This window comes from Mycobacterium liflandii (genome assembly GCF_022354805.1).
GTDB lineage: Bacteria > Actinomycetota > Actinomycetes > Mycobacteriales > Mycobacteriaceae > Mycobacterium > Mycobacterium marinum.
The window spans coordinates 4747298-4771546 of the sequence record NZ_CP023138.1 but is presented as its reverse complement, the minus strand read 5'-3'; the positions used below and the strand labels follow the sequence as shown (position 1 = coordinate 4771546).

Annotated in this window: 19 protein-coding genes and 3 pseudogenes; 9 read left to right on the top strand and 13 right to left on the bottom strand. The window is 65.2% G+C overall.

Annotated features, from left to right (window positions below):
• The first annotated feature begins 54 nt into the window (after nucleotides 1–54).
• The 5 genes from CKW46_RS21225 (at nucleotide 55) to CKW46_RS21205 (ending at nucleotide 4477) form a co-directional block, all read left to right on the top strand.
• Nucleotides 55–258, top strand: coding sequence for a hypothetical protein (locus CKW46_RS21225; RefSeq protein ID WP_231395645.1), 204 nt, complete (start codon nucleotides 55–57; stop codon nucleotides 256–258).
• 349 nt (nucleotides 259–607) lie between these two features.
• The gene (locus CKW46_RS21220; protein ID WP_012395331.1) at nucleotides 608–1657 is read left to right on the top strand and encodes a sulfate ABC transporter substrate-binding protein; all 1050 of its coding nucleotides are present in this window, start codon (nucleotides 608–610) and stop codon (nucleotides 1655–1657) included.
• Complete coding sequence (cysT, locus tag CKW46_RS21215) at nucleotides 1654–2556, top strand: sulfate ABC transporter permease subunit CysT (RefSeq protein WP_012395330.1); 903 nt, start codon at nucleotides 1654–1656, stop codon at nucleotides 2554–2556. Before CKW46_RS21220 ends, cysT begins: the two co-directional genes overlap by 4 nt.
• Nucleotides 2553–3371, top strand: coding sequence for a sulfate ABC transporter permease subunit CysW (cysW, locus tag CKW46_RS21210; protein ID WP_117436184.1), 819 nt, complete (start codon nucleotides 2553–2555; stop codon nucleotides 3369–3371). The genes cysT and cysW overlap by 4 nt, the downstream gene beginning before the upstream one ends.
• A complete protein-coding gene (locus tag CKW46_RS21205; RefSeq protein WP_015356502.1) occupies nucleotides 3368–4477 on the top strand; it encodes a sulfate/molybdate ABC transporter ATP-binding protein in 1110 nt (369 codons plus the stop codon). The genes cysW and CKW46_RS21205 overlap by 4 nt, the downstream gene beginning before the upstream one ends.
• A gap of 28 nt (nucleotides 4478–4505) precedes the next feature.
• On the opposite strand, the pseudogene CKW46_RS21200 reads toward CKW46_RS21205, so the two are convergent.
• The 6 genes and pseudogenes from CKW46_RS21200 to CKW46_RS21175 all read right to left on the bottom strand — a co-directional run bounded on the left by CKW46_RS21200 (nucleotide 4506) and on the right by CKW46_RS21175 (nucleotide 11847).
• Nucleotides 4506–6508, bottom strand: a pseudogene (locus CKW46_RS21200) (OPT family oligopeptide transporter).
• A 90-nt stretch (nucleotides 6509–6598) separates the two neighbouring features.
• Nucleotides 6599–8539, bottom strand: coding sequence for a gamma-glutamyltransferase (gene ggt, locus CKW46_RS21195; RefSeq protein WP_482052357.1), 1941 nt, complete (start codon nucleotides 8537–8539; stop codon nucleotides 6599–6601).
• Nucleotides 8540–8553: 14 nt separating this feature from the next.
• Nucleotides 8554–9284: pseudogene (locus CKW46_RS21190) on the bottom strand (sirohydrochlorin chelatase).
• Nucleotides 9263–10012, bottom strand: a complete 750-nt coding sequence (locus CKW46_RS21185; protein WP_015356498.1) for a phosphoadenylyl-sulfate reductase — start codon at nucleotides 10010–10012, stop codon at nucleotides 9263–9265. Before CKW46_RS21185 ends, CKW46_RS21190 begins: the two are co-directional and overlap by 22 nt.
• Nucleotides 10009–11676, bottom strand: a complete 1668-nt coding sequence (locus CKW46_RS21180; RefSeq protein WP_240274682.1) for a nitrite/sulfite reductase — start codon at nucleotides 11674–11676, stop codon at nucleotides 10009–10011. Before CKW46_RS21180 ends, CKW46_RS21185 begins: the two co-directional genes overlap by 4 nt.
• A gap of 117 nt (nucleotides 11677–11793) precedes the next feature.
• Entirely contained in the window at nucleotides 11794–11847 is a 54-nt protein-coding gene (locus CKW46_RS21175) for an Ms4527A family Cys-rich leader peptide (RefSeq protein WP_350356019.1), read from the bottom strand.
• 265 nt (nucleotides 11848–12112) lie between these two features.
• Between CKW46_RS21175 and hemW the strand changes: the two genes are divergently transcribed.
• Nucleotides 12113–13285: a radical SAM family heme chaperone HemW gene (hemW, locus tag CKW46_RS21170; protein ID WP_041300487.1), complete on the top strand. Its 1173-nt coding sequence runs from the start codon at nucleotides 12113–12115 to the stop codon at nucleotides 13283–13285.
• An 11-nt stretch (nucleotides 13286–13296) separates the two neighbouring features.
• On the opposite strand, the gene CKW46_RS21165 is transcribed toward hemW, so the two are convergent.
• Nucleotides 13297–14532: a sodium-dependent bicarbonate transport family permease gene (locus tag CKW46_RS21165; protein WP_015356495.1), complete on the bottom strand. Its 1236-nt coding sequence runs from the start codon at nucleotides 14530–14532 to the stop codon at nucleotides 13297–13299.
• 289 nt (nucleotides 14533–14821) lie between these two features.
• Nucleotides 14822–15031, bottom strand: coding sequence for a hypothetical protein (locus CKW46_RS21160; protein WP_012395320.1), 210 nt, complete (start codon nucleotides 15029–15031; stop codon nucleotides 14822–14824).
• A 389-nt stretch (nucleotides 15032–15420) separates the two neighbouring features.
• Between CKW46_RS21160 and CKW46_RS21155 the strand changes: the two genes are divergently transcribed.
• From CKW46_RS21155 to CKW46_RS21145, 3 genes are all read left to right on the top strand, one after another.
• Nucleotides 15421–16782, top strand: coding sequence for a salicylate synthase (locus CKW46_RS21155; protein WP_015356494.1), 1362 nt, complete (start codon nucleotides 15421–15423; stop codon nucleotides 16780–16782).
• A 200-nt stretch (nucleotides 16783–16982) separates the two neighbouring features.
• Nucleotides 16983–17786 carry a sigma 54 modulation/S30EA ribosomal C-terminal domain-containing protein gene (locus CKW46_RS21150; protein ID WP_012395318.1) on the top strand — a complete coding sequence of 268 codons (804 nt, stop codon included), beginning with the start codon at nucleotides 16983–16985 and terminating at the stop codon, nucleotides 17784–17786.
• 81 nt (nucleotides 17787–17867) lie between these two features.
• Nucleotides 17868–18872, top strand: a complete 1005-nt coding sequence (locus tag CKW46_RS21145; RefSeq protein ID WP_369797351.1) for an acyl-ACP desaturase — start codon at nucleotides 17868–17870, stop codon at nucleotides 18870–18872.
• Between the two features lie 31 nt (nucleotides 18873–18903).
• Here the strand turns inward: CKW46_RS21145 and CKW46_RS21140 are convergent, their stop codons facing one another.
• The 5 genes and pseudogenes from CKW46_RS21140 to CKW46_RS21120 form a co-directional block, all read right to left on the bottom strand.
• Nucleotides 18904–19866 carry a MerR family transcriptional regulator gene (locus tag CKW46_RS21140; RefSeq protein ID WP_015356492.1) on the bottom strand — a complete coding sequence of 321 codons (963 nt, stop codon included), beginning with the start codon at nucleotides 19864–19866 and terminating at the stop codon, nucleotides 18904–18906.
• Nucleotides 19863–21375 (bottom strand): annotated as a pseudogene (locus tag CKW46_RS21135) (flavin-containing monooxygenase). Before CKW46_RS21135 ends, CKW46_RS21140 begins: the two are co-directional and overlap by 4 nt.
• Nucleotides 21372–22292, bottom strand: coding sequence for a ferritin-like domain-containing protein (locus CKW46_RS21130; RefSeq protein ID WP_482052356.1), 921 nt, complete (start codon nucleotides 22290–22292; stop codon nucleotides 21372–21374). The pseudogene CKW46_RS21135 and the gene CKW46_RS21130 overlap by 4 nt, the downstream one beginning before the upstream one ends.
• Nucleotides 22293–22323: 31 nt before the next feature.
• On the bottom strand, nucleotides 22324–23184 hold the full coding sequence (locus CKW46_RS21125) for an SDR family NAD(P)-dependent oxidoreductase (protein ID WP_117436176.1): 861 nt from the start codon (nucleotides 23182–23184) through the stop codon (nucleotides 22324–22326).
• A 1-nt stretch (nucleotide 23185) separates the two neighbouring features.
• Nucleotides 23186–24181: an alpha/beta hydrolase gene (locus tag CKW46_RS21120; protein WP_020725941.1), complete on the bottom strand. Its 996-nt coding sequence runs from the start codon at nucleotides 24179–24181 to the stop codon at nucleotides 23186–23188.
• Nucleotides 24182–24249: the final 68 nt, after the last annotated feature.

Below are 24249 nucleotides of genomic sequence, written 5' to 3'. Positions count from 1 at the left end.
GGCAGATCATCCGGCCGATCAGGCGCATTGGTTTCGGCTGCCGCGCCGCATAGGGTGAGTCCGGTGAGCGGCATCCTGAATTGGTGGGACGGTGTTGAGCTGTGGCTCTCCGGGCTTCCGTTCGCACTGCAGGCGCTCACGGTGATGCCGGTGGTGCTGGGTGTGGCCCTTATCTCGGCGGCAATATTGGATGCCCTGCTGGGCATGGGTATCGAGCTGATGCAACGCGTCCGCCATAGCGACGAAGCGTCGGGGTAAGCGATGCCACGGTCGCACGTCACGTTGGTTCTCGTCGTCCTGCTGGTGTTGGTGGTCGCCATGTGGTTGCTCACGCACTGAGATGCGGACGCGGTCTGTCCCCGGCGGATTCTGTTAGGCTTCGCGGCATGCACGCAGTGGCCAGTGCTTTGGGGTGCTTGGGGTTTGCAGTGGCCTGCGTGAGTGAAGCCGTGGTGATCTGCGCCACTGCTGACGTGCGCTGTTGTCGCTGACGCCAAACCCGTGCGCGGTCTGGTGCGGAGTTCGTCAATGCCTCAGTTGCTAGCCGATCGCTCCTTCCGCAGTCACGGGAAACGTTGTCCACAAATCCCGCACTGGAAGGCCACCAATGCCGCAGACGTTCATGGGCGCGGCGCGCTCGCGGCGGCCCGGCACGTTCGGGGTCATCTTCGCGCTGATCGCCGTCCTGGCCTCGGCGTGTCAGGGAGGTCCTAGCGACATCGCGGGTGGTGGTGGACCCACCGACGCGCACACCAGCATCACGCTGGTGGCCTACTCGGCCCCGGAGCCCGGCTGGAGCACGGTGATCCCGGCCTTCAACGCCTCCGAGGAAGGCAAGGACGTGCAGGTGATCACCTCCTACGGTGCCTCTGCCGACCAATCTCGCGGTGTCGCCGACGGCAAACCGGCCGATCTGGTGAATTTCTCGGTCGAACCGGACATCGCTCGACTGGTCAGGGCCGGCAAGGTCGCCAAGGACTGGGACGCCGACGCCACCAGGGGCATTCCGTTCGAGTCGGTGGTCACGCTGGTCGTGCGGGAGGGCAATCCCAAGAACATCAGGGATTGGGACGATCTGTTGCGGCCCGGCGTGGAGGTCATCACCCCCAGCCCGTTGAGCTCGGGGTCGGCCAAATGGAACCTGCTCGCCCCCTACGCGGTCAAGAGCGAGGGCGGCAGAAACAGCCAGGCCGGGATCGACTTCGTCAGCAGGTTGGTGCGCGAGCACGTCAAACTACGCCCCGGCTCGGGCCGCGAAGCCACCGATGTCTTCGTCCAGGGCAGCGGCGACGTCTTGATCAGCTACGAGAACGAGGCGATCGCCACCGAGCGGCAAGGCAAGCGCGTTCAACACGTCACCCCGCCGCAGTCCTTCCAGATCGAAAACCCCCTGGCGGTGGTGACCACCACCGCACATCTGGCCACGGCGACGGCATTCAAGAACTTCCAGTACACCGTCGAGGCGCAACGGCTCTGGGCGCAGGCCGGATTCCGGCCGGTCGACCCCGCCGTGGTCGCCGAGTTTCGCGATCAGTTTCCCCTGCCGGAGAAACTGTGGACGATCGCTGACCTGGGCGGTTGGGACACGGTGGATCCGCAGCTATTCGACAAGGGCACCGGCAGCATCACCAATATCTACATGCAGGCCACCGGATGACGGTGACAGCACATTCCGGGCAGTCCGATCCGCCGGCGGTGGCGCCGGATCCCGGTCAGCGCGCCGACGGCGGTCCGCAATGGATATCCGGACTCGGCCGCTCGGGCCGTAGGGGCGCCACGGCGCTGCAGGTTGGTGTGTCGATGGTGTGGCTTTCGGTCATCGTGCTGCTGCCGTTGGCGGCCATTGCCTGGCAGGCCGCCGACGGCGGCTGGCACGCATTTTGGTTGTCGGTCTCCTCGCACGCGGCGCTGGAGTCGTTGCGGGTGACGTTGACCGTCTCCGCCGGCGTCACGTTGCTCAACACGGTGTTCGGCCTGTTGATCGCCTGGGTGCTGATCCGGGACGAGTTCGTGGGTAAGCGACTCGTCGATGCCGTCATCGATCTGCCGTTTGCCCTGCCCACCATTGTCGCCAGCCTGGTCATGCTGGCGCTCTACGGGCATAACAGCCCGCTGGGGCTGCACCTGCAGCACACCGTGTGGGGCGTGGGGGTGGCGCTGGCATTTGTCACCCTGCCGTTTGTGGTGCGTGCCGTTCAACCGGTGTTGCTGGAACTCGACCGCGAGACCGAGGAAGCGGCGGCATCGCTGGGTGCCACCGGTTGGAAGGTCTTTACCTCCGTCATCTTTCCGTCGCTGATGCCGGCGTTGTTGTCCGGTGCGGGCCTGGCGTTCTCCCGTGCCATCGGCGAGTTCGGGTCGGTGGTGTTGATCGGCGGCGCAGTCCCGGGTGAGACCGAGGTGTCCTCGCAGTGGATTCGCACCTTGATCGAAAACGATGACCGCACCGGGGCCGCGGCGATCTCCATTGTCCTGCTGTCGATCTCATTCGCGGTACTGCTGGTGCTGCGGGTCCTCGGTGCGCGCGCGGCCAAGCGGGAGGAGTTGGCCCCATGACTTCGTCCCCGCTGGTTCGCTACCTGCTCCGGGCCATCGCGCTCACGTATGTCTTTGCGCTGCTGGTGGTTCCGATGGGGGTGATCTTGTGGCGCACCTTCGAACCCGGCTTGGGCCAGTTCTATGACTGGATCAGCACCCCGGCGGCGATTTCGGCGCTGCATCTGTCGCTGTTGTTGGTGGTCATCGTGGTGCCGCTGAACGTGATTTTCGGCATTCCGACCGCATTGCTGCTGGCCCGCAACCGGTTCCGGGGCAAGGGCGTGTTGCAGGCGATCATCGACCTGCCCTTCGCGGTCTCGCCCGTCATCGTGGGCACCGCGTTGATCTTGTTGTGGGGATTGGCGGGTGCCCTGGGCTTCGTCGAACGAGACCTCGGGATCCGAATCATCTTCGGCCTGCCCGGGATGGTCCTCGCCAGCATCTTCGTCACCCTGCCGTTCGTCGTACGCGAGGTCGAACCCGTGTTGCACGAATTGGGCACCGACCAAGAGCAGGCCGCCGCAACCTTGGGTTCTGGCTGGTGGCAGACGTTCTGGCGCATCACGCTGCCATCGATCCGGTGGGGCCTGACCTACGGAATTGTGCTGACTGTCGCCCGTACCCTGGGCGAATACGGTGCGGTCCTGATGGTGTCGTCCAATCTCCCAGGGACATCGCAAACGCTGACGTTGCTGGTCTCGGACCGCTACCACCGCGGGGCCGGGTACGGGGCCTATGCGCTGTCGACGCTGCTGATGGCTGTCGCGGTGGTGGTCTTGATCGTCCAGGTGGCACTTGACGTGCGCCGGTCTCGAACGACCAGCCGGGCATGAAGAAGGAGACTTCATTGACTGGACCGGGAACCGGTGGTCACGCCATTGTCGTGCGGGACGCCTTCAAGCAATACGGGGACTTCGTCGCGCTGGACCACGTGGACTTCGTGGTGCCGGCCGGTTCGCTGACCGCCTTGCTGGGGCCCAGCGGTTCGGGCAAGTCGACGCTGCTGCGTACCATCGCCGGGCTCGATCAGCCCGACAGCGGCAACATCACGATCAATGGACGCGATGTGACCCGGGTGCCGCCCCAGCGACGCGGCATCGGCTTCGTGTTCCAGCACTACGCCGCCTTCAAGCACCTCACCGTTCGCGACAATGTGGCCTACGGCTTGAAGATCCGCAAGCGGCCCAAAGCCGAGATCAGAGACAAAGTCGACAATCTGCTAGAAGTGGTGGGATTGAGCGGATTTCACGGCCGCTACCCCAATCAGCTCTCCGGTGGTCAGCGGCAGCGGATGGCGCTGGCCCGCGCGCTGGCCGTCGACCCGGAAGTGCTGCTCCTCGACGAGCCTTTCGGTGCGTTGGACGCCAAGGTCCGGGAGGATCTGCGGGCCTGGCTGCGCCGACTCCATGATGAGGTGCACGTGACCACCGTCCTGGTCACCCATGATCAGGCCGAAGCGCTGGATGTGGCGGATCGGATCGCCGTGCTCAACTCGGGCCGGATCGAACAGGTTGGTTCTCCCACCGAGGTGTACGACGCCCCCGCGAATGCGTTCGTGATGTCCTTCCTGGGTGCGGTTTCCGCGCTCAACGGTGCGCTGGTGCGCCCGCACGACATTCGGGTCGGCCGCACCCCCGAAATGGCCGTCGCGGCGGCCGACGGCACGGGGCAATCCACCGGTGTCACGCGCGCCGTCGTGGACCGGATCGTGGTGCTGGGCTTCGAGGTGCGGGTGGAGCTGACCAGCGCGGCCACCGGCGGAGCCTTCACCGCCCAGATCACCCGGGGTGACGCCGAGGCGCTGGCTCTGCAGGAAGGCGACACCGTCTATGTGCGCGCCACCCGGGTGCCCCCGATCGCCGGAGCTGCCCCGGCCGTTCCGGACGACGGTGCCGGCAGCACTCCCAGGGCAGCGCAGATCGGTGTGGGGGGACAGTAACGGTCACCCCGTAGCTGTGACGGGCGTCCTATCCGGCCCGGCCGGATAGCGGTTCAGGCTCCTGGCCAGGCGTTGTGGGGCGATACGACGCCGCCGCCCGGACGTACCGGTAGAGCAGCGCGATCATGGCGGCAAAGACAAACAGACCCAACAGCTCGGCCCAATGCGTGAATCCGTCGCCCAGGATGGCCAGGGGGTCCTCCGTGCCAGTCCCCACGACGATGCCGGCGAAGGCCACGCCGAAAAGACTTTCGCCCACGATCAGGCCGGTGGCGAACATGACGCCCATGCGTCTCTTGCTTTCATCCTCATCACCGGATCGCTGCGCCCACGAGTCATAGATCCGGCCGAGCACCGCGCCGACCGGGATAACCAGCGTCAGCGAGATCGGCAGGTACATGCCCATACCCACCGCGAGCGGGGGAGCCGAAGTGTCGCGGTGGTCCTGGTCAGTACTTCATCGACCACGACCACCACGATGCCGATCAGCGCGCCCAATCCCACCAGCGACCAGTTCAGCGATCCGCCGAAGACCCCCTTCGCCAGTGCCGAGATCAGTGCCGCCTGCGGAGCGGCCAGCGCATTTCCGGTAGCGCCGGGGGCTCCTTGAAAGCCGAACGCGCTTTGCATCAACTGCAAAACAGGAGCTATCACCGCCGCGCCGATCGTTACCCCGATCACCAGGGCCACCTGCTGCTTCCAGGGGGTCGCTCCCACCAGCTGACCGGTCTTGAGGTCTTGCAGATTGTCGTTGGAAATGGTCGCCACACCAAAAATCACCGCGGCGGTAAAGACGGCGTACGCCACCAAAGCTGGGGTCTGGGCATCGCTGGCCGGACCATAGGTCCACTTGATCAGCAGCGCGGCCAGCAGCACCACCAGGATGCCGACCCCGGAGATCGGACTGTTCGACGAGCCGATCAGGCCGGCCATATACCCACACACCGATGCGACCACCAGACCGATGGTCACGATCAGCAGCAAGCTGACGGCGATGATGCTGCCGGCCCGCCCAGCGATCGGCGTGTGGTCGGTGAAGTCGCCGAGCAGCAACCCAATCGGGATCAGCGAGACCAGCACCACCAGCCCGACCAGCTGGATCGGGATGTCGCGCTCGTGCAGGTCGACGGCCTCGCCCCGGCGACGGGTGCGCGCGGAGACCGCGGCCTCGGCGATACCGGCCATGATGGGGCCGGCGATTTTCAGGAACGTCCAAACCGCCGCCACCGCAATGGCTCCCGCCCCGATGAAACGCACGTCCGACGAGAAGGTCCTGGAGACGAAATCGGCCAACGCCCCATCCTGGGGCAGCTGACCGGCGGTGCGCATCGGCAGCAGCACACCGTAGCTGATGAGCACACCCACAATCATCGCGATACCGACGCCCAGCCCGACGAGATGGCCCACGCCGACCAGCGCCAGCGACAGGCTCGCACCCGCCATCGTCGCGCCCGAACCCAACCGGAAGGTCACCGCCAGCGAGTTGCTGATCACCTTGAGCGCGGCCAACAGCGAGTATCCGGCCGCGGTCACCGCGCCCAGCGCGATGACCGAAAGTCCCCTCCAGTTTTCCTCCGCCCCCCGTGCCGATGCGCCGATCTTCAAAACCTCTGCCCCCGCGACGCCTTCGGGGTAGGGCAGATCGGAACCGGTGACCAGCGCGCGGCGCAGTGGGATCGAGTACATGACACCCAGCAGGCCACCGAATCCGCATACGGCCACCGTCGTCCAGTACGGGAACCCGCTCCACCAGCCGATCATGATCAGTGCCGGTAGCACGAAGATGATCGCCGACAGGGTGCCTGCGGCCGACGCGATGGTTTGCACGATGTTGTTTTCCACGATCGAGTGGTTCGCGAAAAACCTCAGGACTCCCATCGAGATCACCGCGGCCGGGATGGAAGTGGCAAACGTCAGCCCGACCTTGAGGCCGAGATAGACATTCGCCGCGGTGAACACCAGCGTGATCAGCCCACCCAGGATGATCCCGCGGGTGGTGATCTCGCGTGTACTGCCCAGTGCACCAGACATGGGGCTAGACCATATCCGCTAGTGCCGCCATCCGCAGCAATCCCCACCTGGCCCCGGCGGGCCGACCACGGCAGGTGCCGCGCGCGGGGGCTAGCTGGTGTCGCCCATCACCACACCTTCGCGGCGCGGGTCGGCGCCACCGGTCCACCCCGACTTGCTGCGGGTGATCGCCGATAGCCCGCTGGACTGGTCAGCCAGGTTGACCTGATGGCCCAGCGCGCGCAGGCCTTCCACCAGCGGATCGTGGGCGCCGTTGTCGGCGGTGTTGATGTCGGGGTGCTCGCCGCCGACATTGGTTCGTGGCGTGTTTGCCGCGCCGAAATCGACCGCTGACACCGCCTGCTGCGGATCCAGCCCCCAATCGAGCATCGCCACAAGTGTTTTCACAACGAACTGGACGATCGTTGACCCGCCGGGGGAGCCCACCACCGCATACAGCGAGCTGTGTTTTGCTGGTGCGCCATCGAAGACGAAGGTGGGTGCCATCGAACTTCGCGGCCGCTTCCCGGGCTGGATGCGGTTGGCCACCGGTGCACCATCGGAGTCGTATGGCTGCGCGTTGAAATCGCTGAGCTGGTTGTTGAGCAGGAAACCGTCGACCATGTGAAAGGAACCGAACGCCGATTCCACCGTTGTGGTCAAAGCGGCCGCGTTTCCGTATGAGTCAACGACGCTGACGTGGCTGGTGCCGTGTTCGGGAACCGGCGCGGCGATGGTGGTCGGCAAGCCGAAGTCGCCGGGCTTGGCGGTTCCCATGCTGTGCTGGGGCGAGATCAGCGCCGCGCGCCCGGCCAGATACGCGGGGTCGACCAGGGTGCTCAGCGACCCACCGGGCGGTGGGACGAAATCCGCGTCGGCCACGTATTTATCGCGGTCGGCGTACGCCAGCCGCTCGGCCTCGGCGACCAGGTGCACGCCCATCACACTCGGGCGACCACCGTTGGGGTCGAGATTGTCGGGCCGGTACTCACTCATGGGGAAGTGCTCGAGGATTCCCAAAGTGGCGGCCACCGCGACGCCACCCGATGACGGCGTCGGCATCCCACAGATCTGCCGGCCACGGTAGGTCGTGCACAGCGGTTCGCGCTTCTTGGCGGGATAGGCGGACAGATCTTCAAGGGTGATCAGGCTGGGCGTGCGGCCACCGGAGGTGTCGCCGGTGGCGGCCACGATGTCGTGAGCAATATCGCCGGTATAGAAGACGCTCGCGCCGGCCGATGCGATCTCGGACAACGCCTTTGCGTAGGCGGGATTGGTCAGCCGGGTGCCAACGGCCTTGGGGGTGCCGTCGGGGGTGAGGAAATACCCGCGCGCTTGTGGGTCGGCGCCCAATTGCGGCGCCGAGTCGGAGATGGCCGCGGCCATCCGCGGGCTGATGTCGAAACCATTGTCGGCCAATGCCACCGCGGGACTGAAGAGGTCACGCCACGGTGTGGTGCCGTGCTCGTTGTGCACCATCTCGAGCATTCGCAGGATGCCCGGCACTCCGATCGATCGTCCTGAGGCACGCGGATCGGGCCTGGGCGCGCTGTGGTCGGCATCGCTGATCCAGCGCATGTAGTTCTCGGTGGCCGCCGCCGGGGCGACCTCGCGGCCATCATAGGCCTGCACCGACCGCGTTCTGGCGTCGTAGTACAGCAGCACCCCGCCGCCGCCGATGCCCGAGGACTGGAGTTCGACCAGGCCCAGCACCGCCTGGGCCGCCACCACAGCGTCGGCGGCGGTGCCACCGTCGCGCAGCACTCGGCAGGCGGCCTGAGTGGCCAGTGGATTGGCGGCCGACACCGAATAGTGCGCGGTATGCACCGGGGTCATGTCCGTGCGATAGCCGGTGGCGATCTCCGGGTTGGTCGCCACGTTTCTCGATGACGGGGCCGCGGCGGCGACCGAGGTTTTCGGCGCCGGGGTGCCGTTGGGCACGATCTCGCACGGGCCCGCCGAGTTCGGCGCCCCCACGTGGGTAGTGCCACATCCGGCCAGCGCAAGGGCCGCTACGGCCAGCACTGCACCACAACGCTTGACAAAAGTCATTGAACGAAACTCCGTTACGCCGCGACGCGACCAGCGGTTGCCTGCGCGAAGCGATCTAGTACTGTCTCGGCCACCAAACGGTGCGCACCCAGGGGTGCGGCCATGGCGAGCCCAGTATCGGCCGCAAAGCGCTGCACCCGGTCCGGCAGTCTGCCATGGGCCAAGAACCACGGTGCAACGACCACCCGGTGGGCACCGCGCCGACGCAGCCGGCTGACGGCTTCGGCCAGGGCGGCCGGCGGGTGGGTGGCGAACGCGGTCGCTACCGCGGCCCAGCTGGTTCCCTCGGCCAGTTTCGGCCCGATCTGGGCGGTATGGGAGTTGACCGCGGCGTTTGACGAGCCGATCGCCACGACGAGTACGCCGAGGCCGTCGTCGAATCGGGAAACTCCCAACGCCGTCACGCGTTGCCGCAGCACCGACACCAGCCGGTCGTCGGTTCCGAGCACGTTGGCCTGGCGCACCCGCAAACTCTCCCGGCAGCTTGCGATTTGCGCGGGAATGTCGATGCCCGCGTGGTACCGTTGGCCAGCAGTAGGGGTGTGACCACAGCATCACCGGAACATCCGTTGAGCACCTCGACCAGGCCTGGCGAGTTCAGCTCGCAAAACGCCAACCGCACATCGAGATCGGGCCGCATGCGCGCGACTCGGGCCGCCACCGCTCGTGCGTTCGCCGAAGACCGGGGATCCCTGCTGCCGTGCGCCGTGAGTACCAGCGCCGTCACGAAGCGTGCAACCCGCATTCGGTCTTGGCCAGCCCCTGCCAGCGCCCGCTGCGCGGGTCGGCGCCGGCGGCCGGCTTGACCGTGCACGGGGCACAGCCGATCGACGGATAGCCCTCGTCGACAAGCGGATTGACCAGAACATTGTTGGCCACGATGTAGTCCTGGACTTCGTCATCAGACCAGGCCGCCAGCGGGTTGATCTTCACCAGCTTGAAGGCCTCATCGAAGCTGATCACGGGTGCATTGGCTCGCGTTGGTGCCTCGACCCGGCGCAGTCCGGTCACCCAGGCGGAAAAGTTGCTCAGGGCCTGACGCAACGGGACCACCTTGCGCAGCCGGCAGCACTCGCCGGGATCGCGGGCGAACAGGTCTTGGCCCAGCAGCTTGTCCTGCTCGGCAACGGTGTGCTCGGGAGTGATGGTGAGCACCTGGACGTCGTAGACGGATTCGACCGCATCGCGGGAACCGATGGTTTCCGCGAAGTGGTATCCGGTGTCCAGAAACAGCACCGGTACGCCCGGGCGGACCTTGGACGCCAGGTCGATCAACACGGCGTCCTGCATGTTGGAGGCCACCACGTAGTTAGCCGTCTGGACACCAGCGACACCGGCGGCACGATTGGCACCGCCGAAGGTCTCATCGGTCCACTGCAGCAGTTCGGTGGCACTGGCCCCTTCGAGTTCGGCCGCACCGCGTGCCGCCAGCTCGCGCAGCTCGGCTTCTGTCAGGTTGCTTGTTTCGATCATCGCAGGTCGTCCTCCTCGGCCCGAATTGCCCACTGAGCAAAGCGTTCACCGGCGGCGCGGTTCTTGACGAAGTTGCGCACCACCCGATCGATGTAGTCACCCAGCTCGTCGCTGGTGACCTTGTGTTGACGCAGTTTGCGGCCGAAGCCACTGTCCAGGCCCAGGCTGCCGCCCAGATGTACCTGGAAACCCTCGACCTGGCCGCCGGCGCCATCGTCGACCATCTGGCCCTTGAACCCGATGTCAGCGACTTGAATTCGTGCACAGGAGTTCGGGCATCCGTTGATGTTGACGGTGACCGGGACATCAAGCGTGGAGTTGAGATCGTCCAGCAGCTCTTCGAGTTCGGGGACCAAAGACTGTGCCCGGACCCGGGTTTCGGCGAACGATAGCTTGCAGAACTCAATGCCACTGCAGGCCATGAGATTCCGGCGCCAATGCGATGGCTGCGCGCGCAGACCCAGCGCCTGCAGGCCGGCGATGGTCTCATCGAGCTTGTCGTCGGGAATGTCGAGGATGACCAACTTCTGGTAGGGCGTGAACCGGATCCGGTCCGACCCGGCCCGCTCGGCCAGCTCAGCCACCGCCGTCAAGATGGTGCCCGATACCCGACCGGCGATAGGGGAAACCCCCACCGCGTTGTGCCCGTTCTTGAGCCGTTGCACGCCGACGTGGTCGATCGGATGCTTGGCGGGTTCGGGGGCAGGACCGTCGATCAACGGCCGCTTGAGGTACTCGGTTTCGAGAACTTCCCGGAATTTCTCGATGCCCCAGTCCTTGATCAGGAACTTCAGCCGCGCCTTGGACCGTAGGCGCCGGTAGCCGTAGTCGCGGAATACCGAGGTGACCGCTGCCCACACTTCGGGCACTTCTTCCAGCGGCACCCAGGCCCCGACCCGTTTGGCAAGCATCGGGTTGGTGGAAAGACCGCCGCCTACCCACAGATCCAGTCCCGGCCCGTGCTCGGGGTGGTTGACGCCGATGAACGCGACATCGTTGACCTCGTGCACAACGTCCTGCAGGCCCGAGATCGCGGTCTTGTACTTACGTGGCAGGTCGGCGAAGTCAGGCTTGCCGATGTAGCGGCGCACGATTTCGTCGATCGCCCAAGTCGGGTCCAGCACCTCGTCGAGTGACTCGCCGGCCAGTGGCGAGCCCAGCACGACGCGGGGGCAGTCCCCGCACGCCTCGGTGGTGTGCAGCCCGACTTCGTCGAGCCGTCGCCAGATCTCGGGTACTTTCTCGACCTCGATCCAGTGGTACTGCAGGTTCTCCCGGTCGGAGATGTCGGCGGTGTCTCTGGCGAATTCGGTAGAAATGGCGCCCAAAGTACGCAATGCGGCCGTCGAAAGGGCACCGCCGTCGCAGCGCACCCGCAGCATGAAGTATTTGGCTTCGAGTTTGTCGATGTTCTCGTCGCCCGTCCAGGAACCGTCGTAGCCCTGTTCGCGCTGGGTGTAAAGACCCCACCAGCGGAAGAGCCCCCGCAGATCACTCTTGTCGATGCTGTCGAATCCGGCCTTGGCGTAGATGTTCTCGATGCGTTCGCGCACATCGAGTGGGTTGCCCGCCTTCTTGAGTTCCTCGTTGGCGTTGAGCGGCTCGCGATTTCCCAGCGCCCACTGGCCCTCACTGCGGGGCTTGGCGGGACGTGCCGTGGTCATTGGGTCTGTTCTCCTTCGCGAGAAATGCTAACCTGGGCGCGCACAAAACCATCGAGTCTGACGGGGTGCGCAGATCCGATGGCCAGCTAAAGGTATAAAGGGGCCGGGTCTACGACATCAAGGAAGACAGCAACAGCTGCAGACACGCTTGAGGTCGATGTGCCGACGCATAACCAGCGCGATGTGCGGGTTCGAATTGGCGGGCACCGTGACATTCTGCCACGGACCGCGGTCGTCGCGCGAACAGGGCTGATTTTGTCTCACAGTGACCAAAACTACCGAGCGAGACTGGGGGCTTGGATAGACGAAGCCGCGAAGCGGCTGAGAACATCCAGGCCCCGCGGCAGACGGGCCCGCTTCCCGGGGTGGGGGCCCCTCGTTGACCGCCGGCGTGCACACCGGCGTCCGGGTCTCGGCCGGCGTGCGAAGATTTGGCATGACTGTTCGCGAGGCACCGGTCGACCTGCCCGCCCTGTTGCCCAGCCCCGGACGGCCGTTTGGGCTGTACCTGCATGTCCCGTTCTGCGTGACCCGCTGCGGGTATTGCGACTTCAACACCTATACACCGGCTGAGCTGGGCGGCGTCAACCCCGACGCGTGGCTGCTGGCGCTACGCAGCGAACTGGAGCTGGCCGCGGCACGGCTGAACGCGCCGACAGTGAACACGGTGTTTGTCGGCGGTGGGACACCCTCGCTGCTGGGCGGTCAGCGCCTGACGACGCTGCTGGACATGGTGCGCGACCATTTTGTGCTCGCGCCCGACGTCGAGATCACCACCGAGGCCAATCCCGAGTCCACCTGGCCGGAATTCTTCGACGCCATCCGCTCGGCCGGCTACACGCGGGTATCGCTGGGCATGCAGTCGGTAGCGCCCCGTGTGCTCGCCACCGTGGACCGGGTGCATTCGCCCGGCCGGGCTTCGGCGGCGGCGCGCGAGGCCTTTGCCGCGGGTTTCGAACACGTCAACCTCGATCTGATCTACGGAACCCCCGGGGAGACCGACGACGACCTGCTGCGCTCGGTAGACGCCGCTATCGAAGCCGGTGTCGACCACGTTTCGGCCTACGCCCTGGTCGTTGAGGACGGAACCGCGATGGCGCGGCGAGTGCGGCAAGGCGAGTTGCCCCCCGTCGACAACGACGTGCTGGCACATCGTTACGAATTGGCCGACGCGCGGCTGACCGCGGCCGGGTTGGCGTGGTACGAGGTGTCCAACTGGGCCCGGCCGGGCGGTGAATGCCGGCACAACCTCGGCTACTGGAATGGGGGTCAATGGTGGGGTGCGGGCCCCGGCGCACACGGGTACGTCGGCGCGACCCGCTGGTGGAATGTCAAGCACCCCAACACTTATGCGGAGATACTGGCGGGTTCTTCGCTGCCGGTGGCCGGCCTCGAGCGGCTCGAAGAGGACGCCTTGCACACCGAAGAGGTGATGCTGGGGCTACGGCTGCGGCAAGGGTTGCCGCTGGCGCATCTCGATGCCGGCGAGCGTGAGCGAGCTCAGGCCGCGGTGGCCGACGGGCTGCTGACCGCCGAGGGCGACAGCGTGGTGCTCACCGATCGGGGACGGCTGCTGGCCGACGCCGTGGTGCGCACGCTGCTCGGGTAGCTTCGCGCGGCTCAGCCCGTGGTGTGAAACCAGATCCCGACCATGCGGGCGATCTCGATGTAGAGCGGGATCCCGATCGTCACGTTGTAGGAGAAGGTCAAACCCAGCGATGCGGCCAGCGGCAGCGTCGGGCTTGCTTCGGGTATCGCCAGTCGCTGCACGGCCGGCACCGCGATGTAGGACGCCGCACCGCACAACACCGCGAACAACACGTAGGTGCCCGGCTTGAAGTCGCTGTTGGTGAGGTAGGCGTAGCTGTGCGCCACGATGATGCCGATGGTGGCAAAAAGGTTTGGGGCCAGTAGGCCGAAGAAGATGAACCCGCGCCCGGCCGTCTTGAGGTCCTTCAACTTGCGCGACGCTGTCATGCCCATCTCGAGCAGGAACAGGGCCAGCACACCCTGGAACGCGGTAACGAAGAAGGTGTCGTCGTCGTGGACGACCTTCTCGCCTTGCAGGCCACTGATCAGGCCGATGATGATGCCCCCGAGCAGCAGAGCCAGCCCGGGGTTGAGGAAGACCTCCTGGAAGAGCTCCCGGGAGAACAGCGACGGCTGGCCGCTGCCCTTGGCGGGTTCGTCCTGGTCCGTGTGCTCCCGCTTTTCCAGCGAAAACTCCAGCTCCTGCTCGATTTCGCGGTCATGTGTGCTTTCCAGGCTCTCGCCGCGCGCGGGCCGTGCGGCGGTACCCGGTCCGACCGAGACCTTGGCCGGGGGCGTGTAGCCCGGTTCGTCGGGCATGTATCCGGCCTCGTCCATCCCGCGGTGCCGCAGCCGCGCCACCAGATACAGGGCCACCAGGCAGCCGGGGATCTCCATGACGGCCAACATGACCGGCATGTAGGCGTTGAAGGCGATGCCCACGCTGGTGAGGACGGCCACGCAGGTGGCAAAGGTCCCCGCCGAGTCCGACCCGTAATAGCCGGCGACGGTAGCTCGGTCGACTCGCCGCATTCGGCTCATCCGGCTCAGCAGCAGGTAGGCCAGACCGCCGATCAGGAAATTCAGGACGAAGCCCACACCCATGAAGCCGACGATGCTGCCGATGCTGGACGGTTTGATCTTGGCGAGTTCCTCACCGCCGTGCCAGCCGATCGCCAGCAGCAGGTACATGGTGAGGCCCTGATAGATCACATACGGGAACTCGAACCGCACCTTCAGGATCGGAATCAAAAACCCGAAATAGAAAAACAACAAGAGCGGTTTGAACAGGTTATGGGTGAAGTTCTCCCAGAACTCGTGCAGCATTGACGCCTCCCATCGTGCCGCGATCCAGGAAGCACCCACCGCCAGCGGAGCAACCGGGAACACACCCCAGACAACGCTGAGAATTTAGCGAGGCGGCTGCCAAATCGCCACTTGGTACGCCTATTAAAGTAGCTGGATTTGGGCCGTTTTGGCCGACACGGCAGCGGCCGAAACGGCCATGTAACAGTCGGCGATGGCAATTGTGCTGGCAACGTGCCGTAAAAGTCAGCTGGCCGCCAGTTTAGTGTGAGTTATCTGGCAATCCACTGTGAGACGGGCGTTGCGGCGTTCAACGCGCCGAAGAAACCAGCGACGGCCTGACGCCGATGTCGCGCTTTCGGTACGTCACCGACCGCCAGGCGTATGGCGAGTAGTGAGTCGTCGTTTCCTCGAAGCCGTCGACCTTGCAGACCGTCAAAACGCCGGTGTCGTGGTTGATGGTGAGCTCATCGCATTCGCCGGTGACTTCTTCTCCGTCGGCAAGCCGGATTACGAACATGTGCTGGTCCTCCTTGATGCTTGCGGCAGGCGGTCTTGGGCGGGGGTGGGTGAGCGCCGGCGGGCATCTCTGCGACTGGCTAGCTGGCTAGACAGTGATGGTAAGAGAACTGCCCGCTCAGCAGCATCTCACGGTGTGTCGATCAGGTAAATGGTTGGCGATCTGTGGTCGTTGTGCAAGCCAGAGGTCGGCGAGGCGAGCGTGATGGGCTGGTGGCGGCGGGTGAGCTGGCGTGGCTCGGGGTTGAGGTGGGATGCGTTGGCGCCACCGGCCGGGGGGTCCGGCGCGCATGGGTCCCGCCATTGATTCCCGCTGAGTCTTGGCCGGTAGCCGCGTCTTACGGGAGCGGATAGCGCGAATTTACGTAGGTTAGGCTACATTTACCTACTGTGGTGGAGGTCAGTGTCGAAGCGAGTGCTGTCAGTACCGCTGAACCGTCGATCCCGATGCCGGCCGATATCGATCCGGCCGACCTTGCGGCCGAGTTGGCCGTCGTGCTGTGCGAGGCGGTGAGACCCGAAGGTACCCAATACCTGCTCTACGAGCGTGACGGCCAGTGGGTCCTGGCGTCGGGTGTGCAGGCGATGGTGGAGTTGGACAGCGACGAGGTCCGGGTTATCCGCGACGGTGTGACTCAGCGCCAGCAGTGGTCGGGGCGACCTGGGGAGGTCCTGGGCGAGGCCATCGACGGATTGTTGTTGGAGACCGATCAGGTCTTCGGCTGGGTGGCTTTCGAATTCGGGCTGTACCGCTACGGTCTGCAGGCGCGCCTGGCCCCGGGCACCCCGCTGGCTCGGGTCTTCTGGCCGCGCACCCGCATCGTGGTGACCCGCGATGACGTAAGCCTGTTCGGCGCGGAGCCGCACGAGCGCGAGGCGGTGCTGCGGCTGCTGCGCGACGGGCTGCCCACGGTGCCGCGATCTCGAACCATCGATCTGAGCGCCGATCCGTCGGGCTATCGCGACCGCGTGGCGGTAGCGGTTCGTGAGATCGCGTCCGGCGCGTACCACAAGGTAATCCTGTCCCGTTGCGTAGAGGTGCCGTTCCGGCTCGATTTTCCGTCGACGTATCGGCGGGGCCGTGAGCGCAACACACCCGTACGGTCATTCTTGCTGCGGCTTGGTGGAATTCGCGCCCTCGGCTTTAGCCCGGAACTCGTCACCGCGGTTTCGCCCAGCGGTGTGGTGGTCACCGAGCCGTTGGCCGGCACGCGCGCGCTGGGCCGGGGTGCCGCCCATGATCGGCTGGCCCGTGGGGACCTGGAGAGCAATGCCAAAGAGATTGTCGAGCATGCTATTTCGGTGCGCACGTCGTTGCACGAGATCACCGAGGTGGCCGAGCCCGGAACCGCAGCGGTGATCGATTTCATGTCGGTGCGCGAGCGCGGTAGCGTGCAGCACCTCGGTTCGACGATCAGCGCCCGCCTGGATGCGGCCAGCGATCGGATGAATGCGTTGGAGGCGCTTTTTCCCGCCGTGACGGCATCGGGCATCCCCAAGGCCGACGGTGTCGACGCGATCTTGCGTCTCGACGAAGGTCCGCGCGGACTGTATTCGGGGGCGGTCGTCATGTTGTCGGCCGATGGTGGGCTCGATGCCGCCCTGACACTGCGCGCCGCCTACGAGCGTGACGGGCGCACCTGGTTGCGGGCGGGTGCCGGCATCATCGAGGCATCCCAGCCCGAGCGCGAATTCGAGGAGACCTGCGAGAAGCTCTCCACGTTGGCGCCGTATCTGGTTGAGCGTCAGTAGCCTTCGAGGCTTTCGCAACGCCGGCGGTAAGTGCCGCCGCGCGCTCACACTGCGGTAGGGCACGAGGACGTCTGCCGTACGCCGGGTGAGTGGACGCCGTTGACCAAACGGTGATCAATCGCACACCGTGCGCAAGGACTTTCGGCCCTAGCCGAGTAGGCATCTGGCCAGCCAGGCTTCCCTTTCAGCGGCAGCAACACATGTCGAGAAAGCGGGGTCGGTGCGCCGTGTATGCACCCAGGCCGTGGTCGGTGCGGGAGTTCCCTGATGTGACCGTGCTTTCCAGTGCGTCGGTGTCGGCTGCTCATGGTGAGCAGGTGGCGCGCGCGGTGGGTCAAATTCTGGTGCACCGCGAGATCGTCGGAGGGGCCCGGGTGCGTCTCAAGACGGGAGCTTGTGGCCGTGGCCCGATGGTGGTGCAGGTGAACCTGCGGGTGGGGGAACTTCCGGCTCGGGTGCTTGCCGTTACGCCCGGCATCGATGATCTGACGCCGGCATTGCTCAGGCTGGACCGTCATATCGTGCGGATGTATGACCAGTGGCGTCCCCGGCCCTGGCCCGATCTGACGCGTCGTCGGCTGTTCGTGCGGCCTGATGCGGCCATCGCGCGTCGCAAGCCGGTCTCGCTGCAGTGCTCGACGCCCCTGGCGGCGGTGGCCGTGATGGATGCGATGGACTACGACGCGCACGTGTTCACCGACGCAGAAACGGGCGAGGACGCGGTGGTCTACCGGGCCGGCCCCTCGGGGCTGCGGCTGGCTCGGCAGCGGCACGTATATCCGCCGGGATGGGCTTGGTCGCCGAGCAATTCGGCGCCGCCGGTACCCCTGATCGTGAATTCTCGCCCGACGCTGGCCCTCACCGAGGAGGAGGCCCTGCGCCGCGCCCGCGAACACGGGCTTCAGCTGCTGTTTTTCACCGACTCGGCTACTGGCCGCGGCCAGTTGCTCTATCCCCGCTACGACGGCGATCTCGGATTGGTCGGTCCCGCCCGGCGCGCCTGACTTGAATGTAACCGCATTTTACAGATATATTGCCTGTAACTGGACGGAACACATAGCTGGGAGACCAACGTGTCCAAGGAAATGACCAACCTGCAGCTACTCCACGAGCTTCAGCCCGTGGTGGAGAATCTGCTCAACCGGCACATCTCGATGTTCAAAGAATGGAATCCGCACGACTACGTTCCCTGGTCCGATGGCAAGAACTACTACGCCCTCGACGGCCAGGATTGGGAGCCCGGGCAGAGCCAGCTCACCGACGTCGCTCAAGTGGCGATGGTGCAGAATCTGTTGACCGAGGACAACTTACCGTCGTATCACCGCGAGATCGCGATGAACTTCAGCATGGACGGTCCATGGGGACAGTGGGTCAACCGGTGGACCGCCGAGGAGAACCGACACAGCACCGCGCTGCGTGACTATCTGGTGGTGACACGTGCTGTCGACCCCGTAGAGCTGGAGAAGCTGCGCCTGGAGCAAATGACAAGAGGCTTCAGCCCGGGCCAGAACCAACAGGGTGATCTGTTTGCGGAAAGTGTGTTCGACTCGGTCATGTACGTGTCGTTTCAGGAGTTGGCCACCCGCGTCTCGCACCGCAACACCGGTAAAGCCAGCAACGACCCGATCGCCGAGCAGTTGATGGCCAGGGTGTCGCACGACGAGAACTTGCACATGATCTTCTACCGTGACGTCAGCGCGGCCGGGCTGGACATCGCACCGAACCAGGCGATGAAGTCTGTGCACCGGATATTGCGCAACTTCAAGATGCCCGGGTTCACCGTCCCGGAGTTCCGTCGCAAGGCCGTGATCATCGCCGTCGGCGGCATCTACGACCCGCGGATCCACCTCAACGAGGTGGTGATGCCGGTGCTGAAGAAGTGGCGGATTTTCGAGCGGGAGGACTTCACCGGCGAGGCCGCGTGGATGCGCGACGATCTCGGTGTGCTGATCAAGGAGCTCGAACAAGCCGGCGACAAGTTCGACGAGTCCAAGCAGCGCTACCTCGAGCGCGAGGAGCGCAGGGCAGAGAAGATCACCGCCAGTCGGGTGCTCAAAACCGAAGGGACGCTTACCCTCAGCAGAATGTGATCACCGAGCCGGTTGGCCCGGCATCGGTGGCTCACGGTGCCTGCTGGCGCCGCAGGGCGGGTTGGGCCTCCGAGGATTGCTCGATGTAGTCCGAGAGTAGGCGGCTGACCAGTGACTCGATGGTTGATTCGATCGAGGACGCCAGCGTCGCGGTGATCGATGCGACGGCTTGGGTCCGGAACCGGATCAGCATGGTGATCAGCTCGGCGATCTCGGCGTCACCGGGCAGCGGCTCGCCCGGCTTGATCCGATCCACAACATGCTCGGCGCCGGCTCGCACCAGCAGGTCGCTGATCTCGTCGACCTTGGGAAGGATCTGCTCGTGCAGGTCGATGAGTTTGTCCATGCTGATGCCATAGCCCCGTACCTCGTTGAATGCGTCAATGAGTTTGGGGCGGGCAATGATCGCCTGGGTGCCGTCGATGCGGATCAGTCGCAGCGCCACCAGCCGTTCGAATGCCAGTGGATCGTCGACGCGCCGCTGAGCCTGGGCAAGTGGCATGGCTTGCGGTTTCTCGGTGGTCCAGCTGCCGACGATGGCCGTCTCCAAGCCCAGGACGTCGCCGAGGTTTCTGCCTTCCTCCCAGGCGCTAAGCATCTCTCGAACATGTGCGATGTTGTACCCCCGGTCGAGCATGGACGTGATGAGCCGAAGCCGGGTCAGATGGGTGTCGTTGAACAACGCGATTCGGCCGACCCGCAGCGGCGGGGGCAGCAGGCCGCGGTCTCGGTACACCCGGATGTTGCGGGTGGTGGTGCCGGCCAGTCTGGCCAGTTCGTCGATCCGGTATTCACCTGAGGCCGCGCCACCATTGGGGTGCCGGACGGCCGCATCGAAAAGTTGTGTCACAGCGGCTTCGATGAACTCGCCAAGCTCCCGCGATTGGCGCCGGACACGTTTCGGCGCGCGCCGCACGTTGTGCAGCACGCTGGCTATGGTGCCGGGGTCGGGTCGCGCCGATCGGTCGTTGGTCATGTCACCGTTGGGGATCATGCCGTCGAGGTCACCAGGCTGCCGGCGTCTTGGGCGACCGCATGGTAGTGGCCGTAGCGGAAATCCCGCATTTGGCAAAGGTACTCGGTGGCAAACCCGGGAAACATCGACCCGTTGAACCCCTCTTTGGTGAGATACCAACTGCGGCAACCCGACATCCACGTCGTCTTGGCAAGCCGACGCTGGATTCGCTCGTTGTAGCGGCGCTGGACGTCTGCACGCACATCGAGATAGCGCAGGCGTTCGTCGAGGATCGTGGTGATGGCGCGCACCGCGTAGTCGAGTTGGCCTTCGATGTACACCAGCAACGAATTGTGCCCGGGCCCGGAGTTCGGTCCGGTCATGAAGAACAGATTGGGATATCCGTGTGCGTTGATGCTCTTGTAAGCCTGTGCGCCGTGGGCCCATTCATCGGCCAGCGACCGGCCGCCGATGCCGGTGACCGGGAAGGGAGGTCCCGTCAGATGGACGTCGTAGCCGGTCGCGAACACGATGCAGTCCAGGTGATGCTCTAGACCATCGCTGGTCCGGATGCCAACCGGGCTCAGCGTCGCGATCGGCCAGTCGATGAGTTTGCAGTTCGGGCGTTGCAGCGCGGGATAGTAGTCGCTGGAAACCAGCATGCGCTTGCAGCCCGGGCGGAAGTCCGGCGTCAGTTGGCGGCGTAACCACCGGTCTTTGACCTGACCGCGAAGATGGGCCTGGCCCAGTAACGCCACCAGCGACGTCAGCGGAGTGTTCCACACCAACGCGCCCGCGGTGGCCTCGTGGCCCCAGAACAGGGCTTGTCGCGCGAGTTGTTGAGCAGCGGGGACTTTGGTGAACAAGGCCTGCACGGCGGGTGGCGTGGCGACGTCGAGCCGTGGCAAGACCCAACAGGGGGTGCGCTGGAAGACCTTGACGAAGCCGGCCTGATTCACCAGTTCCGGGACGATTTGCACGGCGCTGGCTCCGGTGCCGTGCAACGGCGACTCGCTTGCCGCTGAAGTCGTAGTCGTGGTCCCAGCGCGCGCTGTGGATCTTGTGACCTTCATAGCGATCCAGGCCCCGGATGTCGGGGAAGCTGACATCGGAGAGCGGACCGGAAGCCAGGATGACGGTCCGGGCCCGAAACCTTTCGCCCGCCTGCGTTGTCGCGGTCCAGATGCCGGTGTCTTGGTTGAATGTGAGGCCAGTGACTCGTTGGCCGAACCGGATGCGATCACCGATACCGAACCGGTTCACCATGGCCTCGATGTGCCGGTAGATCTCCGCGGCGGGGGAGTAGGTGCGTGACCACTTGGGGTTGCGGACGAACGAGAACGAGTACAGCAGTGAGGGTATGTCGCAGCTGGCGCCCGGATAGGTGGTGTCGCGCCAGGTTCCGCCGACCCGGTCGCCGCGCTCCAGAATCACCACCTCATCGGGGTTGCTCAAACCGGCCTCGGCGAGTCGGATTGCCGCACCCAGTCCGGTGAGGCCCGCTCCCACAATCAGCGTCGCGTAGGCGTGATCGGGCGCCATGGTCACGCCGCTGGCCGATGGGTGAGTTCTTTGAACCAGCTGGGTATCGGCTTCAACAAGGGCTTGGGGTAGTAGTCCGACAGCCACACCATGGAGTTGGCCAGTAGGTGATAGGGGTGGCTCGGGTTGACCACCATGGCGGCATGGCGCTTGAGGACGCGGTACGCCGGAACCCGTGGTGTTTTCGCGCTGCGCTCGCCGAGTTGTCTGAAGCGCTTGACCGCGTTGTACAACCGCTCCGGTTCCATGCCCATGCCGGCCATCTCATTGCGCACCCGGTTGAGCAGCGGTATGTACATGAGTGCGCCGATGATCAGTCCCGGCGAGGCGATATTGCCGATGAACTCGATCGCCAGCCGGCGCGCCGTGGCGTGCCCGATCATGTCGAGCACCTCGAAATCCACGGCGATGTGCCGGGATTCGTCGTTGTTGATCGTCTCGAACACCTGGTGGCACACCGGATCTTCGACGCTATCGAGGAGGAACTTCAACAGCGCCCCGTCGAGCGCCACTTCGAGCATCGGAATCACGGTGCCCAGCACGGACAGCGGCATGCCATCCGAGTAGGTGTCCAGCCATTCGATAGCCAACCGGATGTTGACGTTGGGTTTGGGAAGTTCGCCCTCGTCGAGCATGCCCCAGCGCTTCATCAGGGCTAGCTCGGCGTTGGCGTGGCGCTGTTCTTCGGCGTGAAAATACCGGTAGATTTCCGCGATTGTCGGGTCGGGGGCTTTCTTGGCCAGCGCGGCGAAGCCGCGCGCCCCGATGTTCTCGATCCAGCACAGGTCCGCCATGAATGCCTTGAGCTTGGGCCGGAATTCGGGCCGAATGGTATCGGCGCCCGGTGCTTCCCAGTCGATGTCGGCGAGCGCCCACTGACGATCCTTGATCTTGGCGAGCATAGCTTCCATGTCGATCGTCACCAGAAGCTCCTTCCGTTGGTGAAACGGGCTCTTAGCGCATCGTCGCCCGCAAAATCAGACCGGCCGCCCTGGTGTATGTGCCGGGCGTCATCCGCTTGATGTTCCACCCGATCTTGGCGTCCAGCTGGGGCATGCAGTACAGATCGCCGCGGTCGTTGGCGTCCAGACAGATGCGTGCCACCTTGTCGGGCGAAAATCCGGTCCAGCGAATGAGTTTGGTGACGACCTCGCTGGACTGCTCGCTGATGCGACCGGACTCGACGATGTTGGTCTTGACGAAGGTCGGGCACAGCACGGTGACATTGATGCCGGTGCCGGATAGTTCGGCGGCCAGGGTTTCCGATAGTGAGAGCACCCCAGCCTTGCTGACGTTATAGGCGGCCATGCCCGGAGCCGCGCCGAATGCGGCGGCCGAGGCGACGTTGATGATGCCCCGCGGGCCGACCGCCCGTCCGGCCTCCCGCAGGATGGGGGTGAAAACATGGCAGCCATGGATCGGGCCCCAGAGATTGATGCCCAGGGTCCATAACCAATCATCAAGGGGGATTTCGCCGATACCCGCGCCGCCAGCACCGACGCCGGCGTTGTTGATCACCAATGTCGGCGGTCCATCGAACCAGGCTTGTGAGCGTTCGGCCAGCGCCGTCACGTCTTCGATGCGTGAGACGTCGCAGCCGATCGAGATGGCTCTGGCGCCCGCCTCGGTCAGCGCTGCGACCGTGTTCTGGGCGGCCACTTCGTCGATGTCGCTGCAAACTACCGCGCTACCGCTGCGACCGAGTTCGAGCGCGAATGCGGCGCCGATTCCGCTGCCCGCTCCGGTGACCACCGCCAGGGCATCGTGGCTGGTCTTTCGGGACTTGCCCAGCAGCTTGTCCAAGGGACCCAACATGTCAGACCGCCTCGGCAGTAGCGTTGTCCTGCAATGAGCCTGCGATGAACGCGGAGGCGTAGGCCATGGCTTTGGCGGCCTCCGGAGTCATCCGCGGCAGTGCCTGGAATACGTGCATCTGATCGGGCCAGACCTGCAGTTCGCAGCGGCCACCGGCAGTGCGAATGTCGGCGGCCAGCTGACGCGCATCCGCCTCCAGCATCTCGGCCGCGCCGGCCTGGATCAGCGTGCTGGGAAGTGGCGATCCGCCCGCGACGTCGAGGCTGAGGCGGTGATGGGTGGGATCGATCCCGGCGTGGTAGAGGCCGACCACGCGCGCCGCGGTGGCCGCGCGGACGGCGGGATCGGGCTTCGTCCGTTCGCGTGCGGCCGAGAGCCCGAAGGTCAGGTCGATCAGCGGTGAGAACAGCACCAGTGAGGCCGGCGGCCGGGCGGCGACGTCGGGCTGCAAGAGCAAATCAACCGATAGGTGACCGCCCGCCGAATCGGCCACCACGACCATGCGTTCCGGCGACAAGCCGCATGCGCCCGGCAGCCAGTCCCACCCGGCCCGCACGTCGTCGGCGGCGGTGGGGAAGCGGTGTCGTGGCGCCAATCGGTAGTCGACGCTGAACACCGGCAGCCCGGTGAGTGAGGACAGCCAAGCCGTCAGGCGCCGGTGCGTCCGGGGTGAACACATGGTGTAGCCGCTGCCGTGCACGAAATAGATTGCGCCGCTGCGATTCGGTGCGGGCCCGGTCGGCAGGTGCGGCCCGTGGACCCATTCGCCGACGACCCGGCGCCCGTCTGGCAGAACAGAGTTCACCGGTTTCACGTGGGTGCCCGACAGTGATGGGCCGAGCGTGCCCATCAGCCGCGCGATGACCTGGCGCGTCATCCAGATTCCCCAGGCGCGCTCCGGCGGTATTGCCGCGGTGATGGGCGGCATCATTATCGAGCTCACCGCTACCGCGGTGCGGGACCGCAATGACCCGCGGACCGGAACGACGTCCGTCATAAAATGCAGTCAATACCAAATGGTGACATTAGTCAATGTCACTTTTTGTCGGTCGGCTATGTCGGCTC

What these genes read in the sequence shown, in the direction of transcription:
- CKW46_RS21220 (WP_012395331.1), top strand. Translation starts at nt 608, where the DNA reads ATGCCGCAGACGTTCATGGGCGCGGCGCGCTCGCGGCGGCCCGGCACG.
- cysT (WP_012395330.1), top strand. Translation starts at nt 1,654, where the DNA reads ATGACGGTGACAGCACATTCCGGGCAGTCCGATCCGCCGGCGGTGGCG.
- cysW (WP_117436184.1), top strand. Translation starts at nt 2,553, where the DNA reads ATGACTTCGTCCCCGCTGGTTCGCTACCTGCTCCGGGCCATCGCGCTC.
- CKW46_RS21205 (WP_015356502.1), top strand. Translation starts at nt 3,368, where the DNA reads ATGAAGAAGGAGACTTCATTGACTGGACCGGGAACCGGTGGTCACGCC.
- ggt (WP_482052357.1), bottom strand. Translation starts at nt 8,539, where the DNA reads ATGACTTTTGTCAAGCGTTGTGGTGCAGTGCTGGCCGTAGCGGCCCTT.
- CKW46_RS21185 (WP_015356498.1), bottom strand. Translation starts at nt 10,012, where the DNA reads ATGATCGAAACAAGCAACCTGACAGAAGCCGAGCTGCGCGAGCTGGCG.
- CKW46_RS21180 (WP_240274682.1), bottom strand. Translation starts at nt 11,676, where the DNA reads ATGACCACGGCACGTCCCGCCAAGCCCCGCAGTGAGGGCCAGTGGGCG.
- hemW (WP_041300487.1), top strand. Translation starts at nt 12,113, where the DNA reads ATGACTGTTCGCGAGGCACCGGTCGACCTGCCCGCCCTGTTGCCCAGC.
- CKW46_RS21165 (WP_015356495.1), bottom strand. Translation starts at nt 14,532, where the DNA reads ATGCTGCACGAGTTCTGGGAGAACTTCACCCATAACCTGTTCAAACCG.
- CKW46_RS21160 (WP_012395320.1), bottom strand. Translation starts at nt 15,031, where the DNA reads ATGTTCGTAATCCGGCTTGCCGACGGAGAAGAAGTCACCGGCGAATGC.
- CKW46_RS21150 (WP_012395318.1), top strand. Translation starts at nt 16,983, where the DNA reads ATGTCGAGAAAGCGGGGTCGGTGCGCCGTGTATGCACCCAGGCCGTGG.
- CKW46_RS21145 (WP_369797351.1), top strand. Translation starts at nt 17,868, where the DNA reads ATGACCAACCTGCAGCTACTCCACGAGCTTCAGCCCGTGGTGGAGAAT.
- CKW46_RS21140 (WP_015356492.1), bottom strand. Translation starts at nt 19,866, where the DNA reads ATGATCCCCAACGGTGACATGACCAACGACCGATCGGCGCGACCCGAC.
- CKW46_RS21125 (WP_117436176.1), bottom strand. Translation starts at nt 23,184, where the DNA reads ATGTTGGGTCCCTTGGACAAGCTGCTGGGCAAGTCCCGAAAGACCAGC.
- CKW46_RS21120 (WP_020725941.1), bottom strand. Translation starts at nt 24,181, where the DNA reads ATGACGGACGTCGTTCCGGTCCGCGGGTCATTGCGGTCCCGCACCGCG.